We start from the raw sequence: 12811 nt of genomic DNA, 5'->3' as shown, positions 1-12811 counted from the left end.
TCACAAATCAGACGTCTGTACTTGCTATTCAATTCGTTCCAGATTCCCGTTGGCATCCATCTTGAAACGTGTCTTGAGTTCTTCTTCTTCTTCGGACAAAAATGCAAGTCTGCGAGCACGATCCATAATCTGAATCAAAGCTTTGTAGTCGTCGTTCACCACGCGGTAATCCGTTTGTACTTCATTCACTTCCTTGGAGAGGCGGTCATTCTCAAGACGCAGTTCAAGCAATTCATCTTCTTTCTCCCGAAGCTCCTTCTCCAGCATCTTGAGTTGACGATTACTCTCCTGCACGGTTCCCTTCCATTGTCGCAGGAAGCGAATGACTGCATCCATCGATAATGAATCGTCCGAGATCCCATCTGATTTGTACAGATGTTCTTCAGTGTCCAGTGTAGACAATGCAGCAACCTGTGGTCCGAGCATCGTTGGCTGCTTTCTGAGATAACTTCGTTTTTGCCGTTGTGCCTTGGCGTTACTGATGGCAGACTCATACTTTTTACGTACACAACTGTTCCAGCGAAAACCGCATGCGGCAGATGTTCTGCCTATTTTTTCGCCTACCTCTTCAAAAGCGGCCAATTGTGTACTGCCTTCCCGAATATGACGCAAAGTAACCTCAGCTAATATCAAATCGTCCTCTGTACTCCAAGCATCCTGTCTCACTGCAGTCATGCTATAATACCCTCCTAACAACATCCTAAAATAACCGTCCGCATTACCGGAAGCCCGGTATGTGAATTAGGTATAAAAGCTGCTTCATTCATTCTTATGCCTCTCATAGAGTTCATAGAATTGATTTCATACTAAAATGTATTTCCACATTCAGGCTTGCTCATACGTGACACAAGTAAAACTTCTCTCTTTATACTTCATTTGAGCAAAAAAAGAATTCGCTTTCATATCCAAATTTGTTTACACGTTTTTCCTTTCCCGGTATAATGTTGTGTAGACAATCTATGATCGTACTTAGAGAGGAGGATTTACCGTGGCACGCATGTTTCGGGTACTCGGGTTCTTCACGCTTGCGATTGGCCTGATGGCTTTTGCGGGAGATCTGGTCGAAATGGCTTTGCTTTTTTTCCTGCAGACTGCGTTTTTTGTCATTTTGGGATACTTGAAATTTACTGAAAGAACGTACATATTGCTCTTCTGGGGTTATATGATCGTCACATTCACGGGGTTCAGCTACTGGACCGTATTCCAAATGGGTTTGCCGCTATAATCCACCTGCAGCATCAAAGTAATCCGATATCTGTCGGGTTACTTTTTTGTTGTGTTCAGATTAAATGGTTGTTCATGGTGTTATTTAACCTCTAAGGATAATTCACGTATTTGTTTCATATATTGTCTGGAAGACAACTAGCCTGTACTATTGTCATTGAAGAAGTGGAAAGGAGAATGATCGTTGAGACGTCATAACGGCATTGCCGCATTTATATTATGCATCATTGTATTTCTGCAACTACCCTCAAACTATGCCTATGGAGAGCCTTCATCTGAGGATACACGTGAAATATTGCAAAAAAGTCTATCCATCGTCGAAATCGATCATGAAATTGAACGTATCGCAGGCAGACAGAAGCAGCTGGCTCAACAATACGAGAGATTATCCGTCCAACTTCAGGATCAGGAAGAACAGATACATATTCAGCAAGATCGGGCCGGAGCTGTAGTGAGGTCCTACTATACTGGAGAACGTGACAGTCTTCTTATGACGGTCCTGGGGGCCCGGTCATTCAAAGACCTGTTTGTACTGTATGATTATTATCAGATTATTATTGGACGGGATCAGGCTGTGCTGGACAAGTATCAGGACCGGTATCGCAACCTGCAACAGACTTCCACTCAGATTCGTCAGACTACAGCAGAACTAACCGAAATGAAGACTAATCTTCAAAACCAGCGGGAACGTGTAGTCGCCTTGCAAAAAGAAGTAGATGCCCAAATAGCCACCAGCGGAGATGCGGCGGCGATTCAGAAACTAATGGATGAATTAACTCTCTATTGGGAGAATATCGGCATCTATGAGGTGAAACGATATTTCAAAGCATTGGCATCTGCCATGCAGAACCTGCCTGATTTTATACAAAAACAAAACGGAGGCATATCCACAACTGGAACAACGTATACGATTCGTATTGGGCAGGATGAGCTTAACGCATTTTTACGTTCGCAAAATCCTATCTTTGAAGACTTTGCCTTTCAGTTTAATCAGGATAAGATTATCGCATCCGGTCAGCGGGATCAGTTGCAATTAAGCATTGAAGGACATTATACGGTAGAAAATGAACCTCAGAACTCCATTCGTTTTCATGTAGACAAACTAGTATTTAATCAGCTTGAATTGCCCGACACCACCCGCCGAATGCTGGAAAGAGAATTCGACCTTGGATTCTACCCACAGAAAATCCTGTCTTTTGTCAAAGCAACGGATGTTTCAACAAGTGAAGGCATACTGGAAGTTAAACTAGCTATATCATTTTAAAGAGCTTGTTCTAATGCTATTTACGTATTGATTCGCTGTAATCTCTCCCTTTAAGAATTGTTGTACCTTTTTATGAAAACGAGTGATTAGAGCAAGACTTTCTGTCGTTGACGCAGGGGCATCTTGGGTTGTTGAGAACCAGGAATGTCTCTTTGTCATTTCATAACGTCCAGTAAGTTTCTCGGACTCCAAATCCAGTTCCTGTTGCTTTGCAGGCAAACGGTTGACCTGTTGGTACCATTTTAACTGTGAAGGAGCGGACGTCATGCCTTCAATCCATCTACTGGCCTCCTCAGCCTCAACCGAACCCGAAGTAATGACAAGGCTTCTGGAGCTTACTGTTTCCAAGGATTCAAAAGAAATGCGCTCCAAAGAATCTTTATGAACGGTACTCGCTTGATCTGCACTTAATAATTGAGATAACAAGGATACAACCATTGGTATGTTAGTCTCGTCAGCAGTTGATGAGAACATCGGATAGGTAGACTGGACCATTATATGAGGTTGAATGTGATTCATCAATTGAATCCCCTGCTGGAGGTCTCCCGGTTGCGAATCTAATGGCGTTTGATGAACTTGATCAGGTGCCATTCTCGGTTCAAGATGATTTAACCACGCATTTGTCCCGTACATATCATTGATGTTCATTGTAATTAAAGGGATTCCTTCGGCATTGGCTTGTTGAGTAAGTTTGACCCACTGATCTTTATTGTGAGGTAATGACTCCATTCCAGCTCTCTTCAGAAATGAAGATTGTGCAGCCAGAATGTACGGATCAAAATCAAAAGGCATTCCCCATTGATAACCATTCCACTCTGTCATTCCCCGTAATCCAACTACTGTATCACCGAGAGACTTCGATAATGTTGTTCCATTTAAAGGATACAGGTACCCTTTTTGGGCATAGTATTGCACTTCTTCACTATCAAGCAGAACCACATCGCCGTTCTCTCCTAGTGAAAATTCAAGATCCAAAACACGCTTATATGTATCCGGCTTCTCATTCCGAAGATTAATCTCTACCAGCTGGGAAGCAGCAACTTCTTTGGCTAACTTTTGAAAGGCTTGGAACTCTTCATCCGACATGGCAACCACAATCTCCAGTGGAGATTGAGCATCTTCATTACGTGACGAATTACCCGGAAAAGCATCCTTCTCCTTCTCTTGTTCCTGATTGAGCTGCGAACCTCTAAAGTCAAAACTCGGTGACAAGATCGTTAACGAAAGCAGCAATACCGCGAACAAAACAACCTGATGTTTACGCTTCATTAACTTCCCTCCTTGTTCACCTAGTTTTTTCCTGCAGCAATTATTGTAACAAATAAGTAGTACTCTTGTCCTACCCTGCCGAAAAACACTTTTTCGGATTTTTGCATACTACGAGCATATCGAGTTCTGTGCAATAACGCTTTCTTATTTTTTCAGCAAAAAAGCCGGCTCCAAGAGCCGGCTTCAATAACAACATTTTCCGGGAAATAAATCCCCTGAATTTTACAATAAATCAGCCGCAAGTTGTGCCAGCTTGGACCGCTCACCTTTTTCGAGCATAATGTGTCCGCTGATTCCCTCTTGCTTAAACCGTTCCACGATATACGTCAGACCGTTACTGGCCGAATCAAGATACGGATGGTCGATCTGTTCGGGGTCACCCATCAAAATAATTTTACTGCCTTCACCGACCCTGGATACAATGGTCTTCACTTCATGGCGGGACAGATTCTGAGCCTCATCAATGATGATAAACTGTCCAGGTATCGATCTTCCACGAATATACGTTAATGCCTCCACCTGAATACTGCCAAGCCCCATTAGAATTTTATCGATATCCCCGGCTTTTTTGGTGTCAAACAAAAACTCCAGATTATCATAAATCGGCTGCATCCATGGACGAAGTTTTTCTTCCTTCTCACCAGGCAAGTAACCGATATCTTTCCCCATCGGAACGACAGGACGAGCGATCAACAGTTTTTTGTATTTATGATCATCCTCTACCTTAAGCAGACCTGCTGCAAGTGCCAGCAAGGTTTTCCCTGTTCCAGCTTTACCGGTAATGGTAACAAGCGGGATGTCGTCATTTAAAAGCAGTTCCAGTGCCATGCGTTGTTGTGCGTTACGTGCGCTAATGCCCCAGACATTATCATTACTGAGGAAAAGCGGCTCCAGCTTTGTTCCCTCTGTATTCACTTTAAGTAAAGCCGATTTATTGGTTCCCATCTCATCCTTGAGAATGACGAATTCATTCGGATACAACGAGTAAGACAACTGTAGCGGTTTGATTGGTAAAAAACGATATGTGTAAAACTCATCAATCACTGACGGATGAACTTTTAGGGCCGTATAACCTGGATATAACTCGCTGAGTCCTGCCGTCCGATCTGATAAGTAATCCTGTGTAAACAGACCAAGTACATCCGCTTTGATACGAACAAGTACATCTTTACTGACAAGCACGACCTGACGTTCGACTACTTCCTTTTCATTCTCTTCGATCTGATAATTTAGTGCGACAGCCAGAATTCGATTATCGTTGGATACTTCACCAAACATTTCCTGAACTTTTACGAAACTCCGATGATTCAGCTCTACTTTCAGGTTACCTCCATTAGCCAAAGGTACCCCACTGTGCAGGTGACCCAGCTCACGTAATCCATCCAACAGTCTGGATACATTACGGGCATTACGCCCAATTTCATCGGCATTTCTTTTTTTGGAGTCGATCTCCTCCAATACAACCGCGGGAATGATTACCTCATGTTCCTCAAAGGCAAATATGGCATTGGGGTCATGCAGAAGCACGTTGGTATCCAATACAAAAATCTTTTTCATTCAATCCCCTCCAAAGCGGCGTCGTTAAAGGCATGGATAGTGTGATCTTTCAGCAGCGGCATGGACAATCATGATCCCATACATAAATGTATTCGACTAGGGCAAAATAATTGTCAACCATTCTGAAAAACTCCAAGAAAGGATGAACATTTATGAAAATATGGGTTTGCACGCTGCTTCTGATCTTTATACTTACAGGTTGCAATAGTACCACTCGTAACGCTTCTCAGGAACCGCATACGTCACATCCAAGAAGCTACGGAGGAAATATTACAACTCAGCAAGATCAAAGGAAAGGATCTCACATGCTCGATGCACAGGAAGATCGGTTGAATCCTTCACGTTTGGACCGTCTTAATGAAAATACAGGTGAAGTCCACGATACCAACATTGCGGATGATGCAAAGAGTGGCCGGATGCCAAATGAAAAACGGATCAATCACCTTAAAGCACTTGCCAAGCAAGTGGAAGGTGTTAAAGATGCGAACTGCGTCATACTCGGTAATACGGCTGTCGTCGGTATTGATGTTGATGGTGAACTGGAACGTGCTCGGGTAGGTACCATCAAATACGCTGTTGCCGAAGCGCTTCGTAAAGATCCCGAAGGTGTAGATTCCATTGTTACTGCTGATGCCGATGTCACTGAACGAATTAAAGAGATTGGTGAACATATCCGTCAAGGGCACCCCATATCCGGTTTTGCTTCAGAACTCGCTGACATGGTGGGACGAATTATCCCTCAACTCCCGAAAGACGTCAAAGTCCGTCAAAATCCGGATGAACACGTGAATCAAAAACAACAAATGCAGCAGCTGCATTCATCAGACAAAAGACAACAAAAAGCCCAGTGATCTCTCACTAGGCTTTTTTCATGGCAGCAAAAACCTGCCCATCTAATTTTTCAGCAGCACGCTGATCATATACTTTGACATATTGAGGCACGGAGGACAGTTGAGCGCCGTAAAACAGAGCATTCCTCACCGCTTCAATCGTAATGTCGAAACAGCACATATTAAATGGAACATCCTGCAGCGGATCTTGTCGTACCGCAGCACGTCCGTTCACTGCGTACACTGTCTCTTCTCCAAAGACAGTAATCGTAATGAGCGGGTTAGTCATCATGTTATTCACTAAGCGCGAACGATGATCGATCGCTAAACGAAAAGTAGAAGCATTCTCCGCATAAATCCAGGAGATGGCTGTTGAAGTCGGACCTCCGGATTCTACATCCACTGTGCTCAGCAGCACAAAGGTCTCATTCTTGAATTGCTGTAAAAGAGATTCAGTTAATTGTGTGACGGCTTCGGACATTCAACCAGCCCCCTAACCTTCTTTATGCAATTCTTAAACTTGGTTTATATTATTATAGCATACGAATTAATGTGCTTCCAATCCCAAAAGAATGAAGGTTATTCACTCGAAGTTGAAGTGGTTACCTTACCTGAAAGGGTATCTTGTAATGCCTGCTTCGCATTGGCGAGTTCCGTTTCATTAATATACACATAAGGACTTCTCCACTCTCCGGTTACCGGAGTATAATGTACATCCGAGGTGGAGATGTTCCAATACGTCGAGATAAAGTTTTTCATTTGTTCCGATTCCACATCTGTCGTCATGTTCTTGTCAACTGCACCAATCACTTTGCTAATCTTCGTAATTCCCCCAAGAGATTTCATCTGATCCAACATGGAGTTCAATACTTGGTTTTGACGTTTGTTACGGTCAAAGTCATTGGATTCAGCAGTCTTCGGATTACAATTGGATTTGCGGTAACGCACAAAATCCAGTGCCGCTTTACCATCAAGATGTTGTGCGCCTGCGACCAGATTGATATCTGTCCCATCGGCTGTATCTCTATAACACATATTTTTATCCACAGTCACATCCACGCCACCCACGGCATTAACAGCGTCACGGAAAGCCTGGAAATTCAGTACGGTTGTATAATTAATATTTACATCCAAATACTTACTCATCATTTCTTTCATCTGATCCTCTGCATTTTTGCCAGTGGTTTTTTCCTGTGCTTTAAACCTCGGATAATAGGAATTCAACTTGTTGGATTTGTACCCATCCAATTGAATACGCGTGTCTCGTGGCAAAGATACAATGGTTGCCGTCTTGGTCTCCGGATTCAACGAAGCCACCATTACGACATCCGAGAGATATGTGCCCGTTTCAGGACGGTTATCTGTGCCTAATAACAGCATCGTGATCGGTTTGGTTGTGGCTGACATGCCGGGAGGTACCGGTTTATCGATGCCTGTATCCACGACTTGATTGTATACCCAGTACGCATATCCACCGCCTACCAGAATGGCAATAACCAATAGACTTAAAAAGATTCTGCCAAAAGCATTCATTCTCTTTTTCTTCTTAGGCTGCTTGCCCTTGCCATTCTTCGATCCAGAAGCACCGGATTGCGTTGGTGCCTGTCTCCGTGGAGGCAGTCCGTTCGAATTTGAGTTCATATCTTCAACACCTTTATCACATCTGTTTTTTGTCTAAATAAAAGACAACCGCTTTCCCTAAGGAAAACGGATGGTCTGTACAAGACAGGATTTATGAATTTCGAGCGGTAGCTTCCGCTTTTTTCTTTTGACGGCCTTCGATAAAATAACGCACTCTCACTAACAACATCAAACCAACCGCAACCAACAAACATTGAATGATGGGAAGCTTGTCGATCTGGAAAATAAGAAGCATGAATGTGCCCATCGCCATCAATATATAGAGAACGATTTCCTTACCAAGTGGCAATTTCTGACGTACCCGAAACACCTTGTTATATACGTAAGTAATCAATACAAAGATGACGATGTAGGCTACGATCGGGTGTGATGCGAACCATGCTTGCATGCACAGCCAGCTCCTTTCGTGTTCATGCTAGAGTATAAGTTAACTGGTTGATGAAACTCCCTTTAGCAACTTAGAGAGCCAGTACGTGCATCGTGACCGTTTCGGTCTCAGCTCGTTCTTCCGATCGCTGTTATCCCCAGATTTTTTTGATTCATTTTCAATGGTAAAATCCGGGGATAAAGGCGAACGCATCGCTTCTTCAGAATCGATTCTGTTCCCTACACTACGTTAGCTGTACAAGCTCTCGTTACTAGCCGGGCCCATCAAATGCTAACTTATATAAATTATTTTGTTGTTATTAGGCTTTGGAAGCCATTTTGCGTTGTTTTTCTGCACGTTCACGCTCGGATTTATTCAGGATCTTCTTACGAAGACGAATGGATTTCGGTGTGATCTCACAATATTCATCTTCATTCAGGTACTCAAGCGCCTGTTCCAATGAGAAGATAATCGGAGTTTTAATTTTAACTGTATCATCTTTACCAGAAGAACGAACGTTAGTCAGTTGTTTTTCTTTGCAGATGTTAACAACGATATCATTATCACGTGTGTGTTCACCAACAATCATACCTTCGTAGATCTCAGTACCCGGCTCCAAGAAGAGCGTTCCGCGATCCTCAACACCCATCATTCCGTAGAACGTAGATGTACCCGTTTCAGTTGAGATCAGCACTCCTTGGTGACGTCCACCCACTTGACCGGATACTACTGGAGCGTAGCTGTCAAATGCATGGTTCATAACACCGTAACCACGAGTCAATGTCAGGAAGTTTGTGCTATATCCAATCAAACCACGTGCTGGAATCAGGAACTCCAGACGAACTTGACCACTACCTGTGTTAACCATGTTAACCATCTCTGCTTTACGCGCACCCAGGCTCTCCATTACGGAACCCATGCTCTCTTCAGGGATATCAATCAACAAGCGCTCAACAGGTTCCATTTTCTTACCGTCAACTTCTTTAACGATAACTTCTGGTTTGGATACTTGAAGCTCATATCCTTCACGACGCATGTTCTCAATCAGGATACCCAAGTGAAGCTCACCGCGTCCGGAAACGACAAATGCATCCGGGCTGTCCGTTTCATCAACACGAAGGGAAACGTCAGTTTCCAGTTCTTTCAACAAACGCTCACGAAGTTTACGGGAAGTTACCCATTTACCTTCACGACCTGCGAATGGACTGTTGTTCACGAGGAACGTCATTTGTAGTGTAGGCTCATCGATTTTCAAAACTGGAAGTGCTTCTGGATTGTTCGGGTCGGCAATGGTTTCACCAATGTTGATGTCCTTGATCCCTGCAATGGCAACGATGTCGCCTGCTCCTGCTTCTTCCGTCTCAATACGTTTGAGACCCTGGAAACCGAACAGTTTCTCGATACGTGCAGTTTTGCTCTTGCCATCACGCATAATAACCGTTACCGATTGTCCTTGACGGATCACACCGCGGTTAACACGACCAATGGCAATACGGCCAAGGTATTCATTGTAGTCCATCAAAGTAACGAGGAATTGAAGTGGTTCTTCAACATTTTCGGTAGGGTGTGGGATATGACTAACGATCGTATTGTAGATCGCCACCATGTTGTCATCCTGTTTAGCAGGATCACTTTCCATGCTGGATGTTCCGTTCAATGCGGAAGCATATACAACAGGGAATTCAAGCTGTTGATCGTTGGCACCCAGTTCAATGAACAGGTCCAATACTTCATCAATTACCTCAGCCGGACGAGCCGCTGGACGGTCAATTTTGTTTACAACAACGATAGGTGTCAGGTTGTGCTCCAGTGCTTTACGAAGTACAAACTTCGTTTGTGGCATACAGCCCTCATAAGCATCAACAACGAGCAATACGCCGTCAACCATTTTCATGATACGTTCCACTTCGCCACCGAAATCGGCGTGTCCTGGTGTATCCACAATGTTGATCAGATAATCTTTATAAGTTATAGCCGTGTTTTTGGCCAAAATCGTAATACCGCGTTCACGCTCCAAATCGTTGGAGTCCATTGCGCGCTCCTGTACCGTTTCGTGATCACGGAAAGTACCGGATTGCTGGAGCAACTTGTCGACGAGCGTAGTTTTCCCGTGGTCGACGTGGGCAATAATCGCAATATTGCGAATGTGTTCTCTTGAATGCATGGTTTGTATCCATATCCTTTCCAATTTCAATTCTTATCTACTAAACTTCCCGCAATTTCGCAGGTTACTCACAAAATAAGCGTCGGTGATATCCCGACGCATGTCTATATCCCTTATATTATAGTTTATTATAGGTAAAAATCAAGATATTTCGCACGAAAAGACCATTGGGAATGTTACCAGCCTCTCCCTTGCCGTCCTCGTCCAAGCAATAACCAGACTCCGCCCAGGATCAAAAGAACAGCAAGGACATAGATTATTCCCGTTTGCAGCAAGGTAAATCCGAATAATATGATGGATACCGCACCAAGGATCAAAGCTGCAGGTAATACATATTCCGGTCTTCGACGCTCAGCAATTCCATATTCGAGCAGCCCTATGGCGATCCCAAGCAAAATTGCTGGCCAGAGCCTGCTCATCAGTCCAGCACCCCATGTATTGGTTATACTGAATAACACACCATACACCGTTAGTATGCCGGCTGGAACAAGTGACCACGACGGTGAAATACGTGCATAATATAACGCATGAAGGGCTATGCCTGGCAGCAAGATCAGCAAAGGCCAGAAGTTACGACCAATAAATCCAAACACGCCAAACTTACCGAGCAGAATAATAATTCCAGCAGCTACAATAAATATGCCAATTGCTTTTTCATTTCTCATCCTCATCTGCAATCACCTCTTATACCATGGCTATGTACTTTATTTCTTTGATAAACAATTTACAATCCATGCTGACTGTTGAATTTCCTAACCTGTTATCCTGCTTCTAGTGTATCTGATGTTTCGGCAAAAAACTATACTTTATGTCGCACTTTGCAAGTGCCCTTTACCTGTATTACCCTAAAATGTGCAACTTATGACTAGCCCAATGGAACTTCTAATGGCAAGAGTATTCGCTCAACACAGGACCGCCTAAACCTGAGGGTTCGGGTGGTCCTGTGTTCAAGCTTTTATCCATAGTCAAACTATGCGTTCTTCCTCACAAATTTATGGGCTCCTCCAACCGCTATTACAAGACAAGCCATTGCTGCGGGCAACAGCGTGTGTACCTCTGATGCCATTCCTCCCAACCATTCTCCTAACTTGGGGTCTTTCATCACCATCTCACCAGCTGTAAAAGCCAGAATGCCTGATCCGGCGAATACCAGAATCGGAAATCGCTTGAGCAAACCAACAATTAGCCCACTGCCCCATACGACAATGGGGATACTTATTGCAATCCCGATGACGATCAAAGCCAAATCTCCATCTGCCAAAGCCGCTATAGCCAAAACGTTATCCAGGCTCATTACAAAATCGGCAATCAGAATGGTTTGAATGGCTTTCCACGTCGTAGAAGCTTCCCGAATATGTACTTCATCCTCATTTTGAAGCAGTAGCTTCACTGCAATCCAGAGTAGCAACAGTCCACCTGCCGCTTGGATAAAGGGAATCCCGAGTAATAACACTGCGACGAAGGTTAACACACAGCGTAGCAGCACCGCCCCAAAAGCTCCCCACCATACCGCTTTTTTGCGTTGTATCGGTGGCAGATCCTTGCTAGCAAGCGCAATAACAACCGCATTATCTCCACTCAATACCAGATTGATCATTAAAATCTCAGTCAACAGCCAGAGTGTATCCATGTCCTCATCCCCCCACATTAACTTGTATGTCAGAGTTGTCCATGCTATTCTTAATGATTGAACCGTATATAAGGAGTGACATAATACATGGAGCTATTTAGCCCCGCTTTCTGGCTGGCTTTGCTGAACGTTGTCTTTATTGATCTCATTCTGGCTGGAGATAATGCCATCGTCATTGGCCTTGCAGCTCGAAATTTGCACCCTTCCGTGCAGAAAAAGGCAATTCTATATGGAACGGGCGGCGCACTTCTGATTCGAATCTTGGCAACCGTTGTTGTTTTATGGTTGCTTAAAGTGCCTTGGCTCTTGCTGGTGGGAGGCATACTGCTGATCTGGATTGCCTATAAATTATTGGCGGATCAGGGAGATGAACACAATGATATTCAGGCGGGGACTTCCTTATGGACTGCTGTTCGTACCATCGTGATCGCAGATGCAGCCATGGGACTCGATAACGTGATTGCCGTTGCCGGAGCTGCGCAGCAGCATCTTGTGCTTGTCATTCTCGGACTCCTGATCAGTGTACCTATTATCGTCTGGGGCAGCACTCTGTTTATCAAGCTCATTAATCACTTTCCCTGGATCATCTATGTCGGAGCCATCGTTCTCGGGTATACGGCATCCAATATGATTACCGAGGAGCAGCGACTCTCGCCTTACTTTACTGAACATCCGGCATTGCGAATTCTCTTCATCGTTGTGGTTATCGCAGGCGTAGTCTTTGCAGGTTATCGCAAACGCTCCAGCAGTTCGAGTCACAAGGGATCTGGCGGGGAACAGCAACGCTCCTATTCGTAGGCTATTTAATTTATAATTGCTCCTGAACACAGCAAAGGACTGAACGATATTTTATCGGACAGTCCTT

Annotated in this window: 13 protein-coding genes; 4 read left to right on the top strand and 9 right to left on the bottom strand. The window is 44.1% G+C overall.

The annotated features are described in order from the left end of the window. Nucleotides 1-24: 24 nt before the first annotated feature. Entirely contained in the window at nucleotides 25-675 is a 651-nt protein-coding gene (locus tag ACX9NY_RS02460) for an RsfA family transcriptional regulator (RefSeq protein WP_339235955.1), read from the bottom strand. Between the two features lie 313 nt (nucleotides 676-988). On the opposite strand from ACX9NY_RS02460, the gene ACX9NY_RS02455 reads away from it, so the two are divergent. Continuing rightward, nucleotides 989-1225 (top strand): DUF2626 domain-containing protein, encoded by a 237-nt coding sequence (locus ACX9NY_RS02455; RefSeq protein ID WP_076332330.1) that lies wholly within the window; start codon nucleotides 989-991, stop codon nucleotides 1223-1225. Between the two features lie 183 nt (nucleotides 1226-1408). Beyond that, complete coding sequence (locus tag ACX9NY_RS02450; protein WP_339235958.1) at nucleotides 1409-2488, top strand: hypothetical protein; 1080 nt, start codon at nucleotides 1409-1411, stop codon at nucleotides 2486-2488. On the opposite strand, the gene ACX9NY_RS02445 is transcribed toward ACX9NY_RS02450, so the two are convergent. Then, nucleotides 2480-3757: an extracellular solute-binding protein gene (locus ACX9NY_RS02445; RefSeq protein ID WP_472476950.1), complete on the bottom strand. Its 1278-nt coding sequence runs from the start codon at nucleotides 3755-3757 to the stop codon at nucleotides 2480-2482. The two genes, ACX9NY_RS02450 and ACX9NY_RS02445, sit on opposite strands and share 9 nt — an antisense overlap. A 222-nt stretch (nucleotides 3758-3979) precedes the next feature. Then, entirely contained in the window at nucleotides 3980-5314 is a 1335-nt protein-coding gene (locus tag ACX9NY_RS02440) for a PhoH family protein (protein WP_024628438.1), read from the bottom strand. 152 nt (nucleotides 5315-5466) lie between these two features. Between ACX9NY_RS02440 and ACX9NY_RS02435 the strand changes: the two genes are divergently transcribed. Continuing rightward, entirely contained in the window at nucleotides 5467-6165 is a 699-nt protein-coding gene (locus tag ACX9NY_RS02435) for a YhcN/YlaJ family sporulation lipoprotein (protein WP_339235965.1), read from the top strand. A gap of 7 nt (nucleotides 6166-6172) precedes the next feature. Here ACX9NY_RS02435 and ACX9NY_RS02430 read toward each other — a convergent pair whose 3' ends face one another. The 6 genes from ACX9NY_RS02430 to ACX9NY_RS02405 form a co-directional block, all read right to left on the bottom strand. After that, a complete protein-coding gene (locus ACX9NY_RS02430) occupies nucleotides 6173-6625 on the bottom strand; it encodes a pyridoxamine 5'-phosphate oxidase family protein (RefSeq protein ID WP_124116004.1) in 453 nt (150 codons plus the stop codon). Nucleotides 6626-6723: 98 nt separating this feature from the next. Next, nucleotides 6724-7785 carry an LCP family protein gene (locus tag ACX9NY_RS02425; RefSeq protein ID WP_472476947.1) on the bottom strand — a complete coding sequence of 354 codons (1062 nt, stop codon included), beginning with the start codon at nucleotides 7783-7785 and terminating at the stop codon, nucleotides 6724-6726. 91 nt (nucleotides 7786-7876) lie between these two features. Beyond that, nucleotides 7877-8173 carry a YlaH-like family protein gene (locus tag ACX9NY_RS02420; RefSeq protein ID WP_339235971.1) on the bottom strand — a complete coding sequence of 99 codons (297 nt, stop codon included), beginning with the start codon at nucleotides 8171-8173 and terminating at the stop codon, nucleotides 7877-7879. A gap of 298 nt (nucleotides 8174-8471) precedes the next feature. After that, entirely contained in the window at nucleotides 8472-10316 is a 1845-nt protein-coding gene (gene typA, locus ACX9NY_RS02415; protein ID WP_339235973.1) for a translational GTPase TypA, read from the bottom strand. 176 nt (nucleotides 10317-10492) lie between these two features. Further along, nucleotides 10493-10987, bottom strand: a complete 495-nt coding sequence (locus tag ACX9NY_RS02410) for a hypothetical protein (protein ID WP_472476945.1) — start codon at nucleotides 10985-10987, stop codon at nucleotides 10493-10495. A gap of 299 nt (nucleotides 10988-11286) precedes the next feature. Continuing rightward, nucleotides 11287-11946: a TerC family protein gene (locus ACX9NY_RS02405; protein ID WP_339256454.1), complete on the bottom strand. Its 660-nt coding sequence runs from the start codon at nucleotides 11944-11946 to the stop codon at nucleotides 11287-11289. An 87-nt stretch (nucleotides 11947-12033) separates the two neighbouring features. Between ACX9NY_RS02405 and ACX9NY_RS02400 the strand changes: the two genes are divergently transcribed. Then, nucleotides 12034-12744: a TerC family protein gene (locus ACX9NY_RS02400; RefSeq protein ID WP_339235981.1), complete on the top strand. Its 711-nt coding sequence runs from the start codon at nucleotides 12034-12036 to the stop codon at nucleotides 12742-12744. Nucleotides 12745-12811: the final 67 nt, after the last annotated feature.

This window comes from Paenibacillus sp. CB74 (genome assembly GCF_055687625.1).
The sequence above is the reverse complement of the archived record's forward strand: the minus strand, read 5'-3'. Positions and strand labels throughout refer to the sequence as shown.

Bases quoted from the DNA above. Each gene is read 5' to 3' on its own strand.
- ACX9NY_RS02445 (WP_472476950.1), bottom strand. From the start codon at position 3,757: ATGAAGCGTAAACATCAGGTTGTTTTGTTCGCGGTATTGCTGCTTTCG.
- ACX9NY_RS02410 (WP_472476945.1), bottom strand. From the start codon at position 10,987: ATGAGGATGAGAAATGAAAAAGCAATTGGCATATTTATTGTAGCTGCT.
- ACX9NY_RS02405 (WP_339256454.1), bottom strand. From the start codon at position 11,946: ATGGATACACTCTGGCTGTTGACTGAGATTTTAATGATCAATCTGGTA.
- ACX9NY_RS02400 (WP_339235981.1), top strand. From the start codon at position 12,034: ATGGAGCTATTTAGCCCCGCTTTCTGGCTGGCTTTGCTGAACGTTGTC.
- ACX9NY_RS02420 (WP_339235971.1), bottom strand. From the start codon at position 8,173: ATGCAAGCATGGTTCGCATCACACCCGATCGTAGCCTACATCGTCATC.
- ACX9NY_RS02430 (WP_124116004.1), bottom strand. From the start codon at position 6,625: ATGTCCGAAGCCGTCACACAATTAACTGAATCTCTTTTACAGCAATTC.
- typA (WP_339235973.1), bottom strand. From the start codon at position 10,316: ATGCATTCAAGAGAACACATTCGCAATATTGCGATTATTGCCCACGTC.
- ACX9NY_RS02440 (WP_024628438.1), bottom strand. From the start codon at position 5,314: ATGAAAAAGATTTTTGTATTGGATACCAACGTGCTTCTGCATGACCCC.
- ACX9NY_RS02425 (WP_472476947.1), bottom strand. From the start codon at position 7,785: ATGAACTCAAATTCGAACGGACTGCCTCCACGGAGACAGGCACCAACG.
- ACX9NY_RS02460 (WP_339235955.1), bottom strand. From the start codon at position 675: ATGACTGCAGTGAGACAGGATGCTTGGAGTACAGAGGACGATTTGATA.
- ACX9NY_RS02435 (WP_339235965.1), top strand. From the start codon at position 5,467: ATGAAAATATGGGTTTGCACGCTGCTTCTGATCTTTATACTTACAGGT.